The sequence below is a fragment of the Coprococcus intestinihominis genome (assembly GCF_040096555.1).
In the GTDB taxonomy this organism is placed as follows: Bacteria; Bacillota; Clostridia; order Lachnospirales; family Lachnospiraceae; genus Coprococcus_A; species Coprococcus_A intestinihominis.
Genome location: NZ_JBBMEK010000520.1, coordinates 1 through 656, shown reverse-complemented (window position 1 = coordinate 656; position 656 = coordinate 1). Strand labels below are relative to the sequence as shown.

The following is a 656-nucleotide window of genomic DNA, read 5'->3' as shown; positions in this document are numbered from 1 at the left end:
GTATGCAGATATGAATGGCTGAAGGCAGATGGTTATGGAAAAGTCTGCATGGATGGAAAACATTTTTATTCAACAAGACCTGAAAATGCCAATCAAAAGGTACTGGTTGGAATTCATGCCCACACAGTCGATATCCTTACCGAAGGAGGACAGGTCATTACCACACATAAACGTGTATTTGGCGACAACAGGAGCGATGTCAGTGATTATACGACTACTCTTGCTGTTCTTATGAAAAACTCTGGAGCATGGGGAAACAGTGGACTCAGACAGGAAACCCCGGATGCCCTGCGTACATACATGGATGCACAGCCGAAAGAGAAACTTAAGGATTGCCTGAGGATCATGAACGAACTTACAAATCAGTATGGCTTTCAGGCTGCTGCTTCTGCAATGGAAATGGCATGTGCCAGAGGGAATATTAATATTTGTGATGCATCAGTACTGGCTGCCCGGATCACTGGATATGGGATCAGTACTCCGCCAGAGACCGGTCCATCATTGGAGATCTATGACGAAGCATTCCTGAAAGGAGGCAACAAAGCATTATGATGACACCAAAAATGAAAGAAGACCTCTGTACACAGATCCTGAATGCCAGCAGACAGCTGTTTTTATCCTCAAAGATCTCCGAGGTCTGTCAGGAGAAGGGAACC

1 protein-coding gene is annotated in these 656 nt (G+C 45.3%); it reads left to right on the top strand.

Annotation, left to right across the window (positions count from 1 at the left end; all coding sequences use genetic code 11):
• The coding region (locus tag WMO25_RS18610; protein WP_349086743.1) for a hypothetical protein at positions 1-552 on the top strand (552 nt) is incomplete at its 5' end.
• Positions 553-656 lie beyond the last annotated feature (104 nt).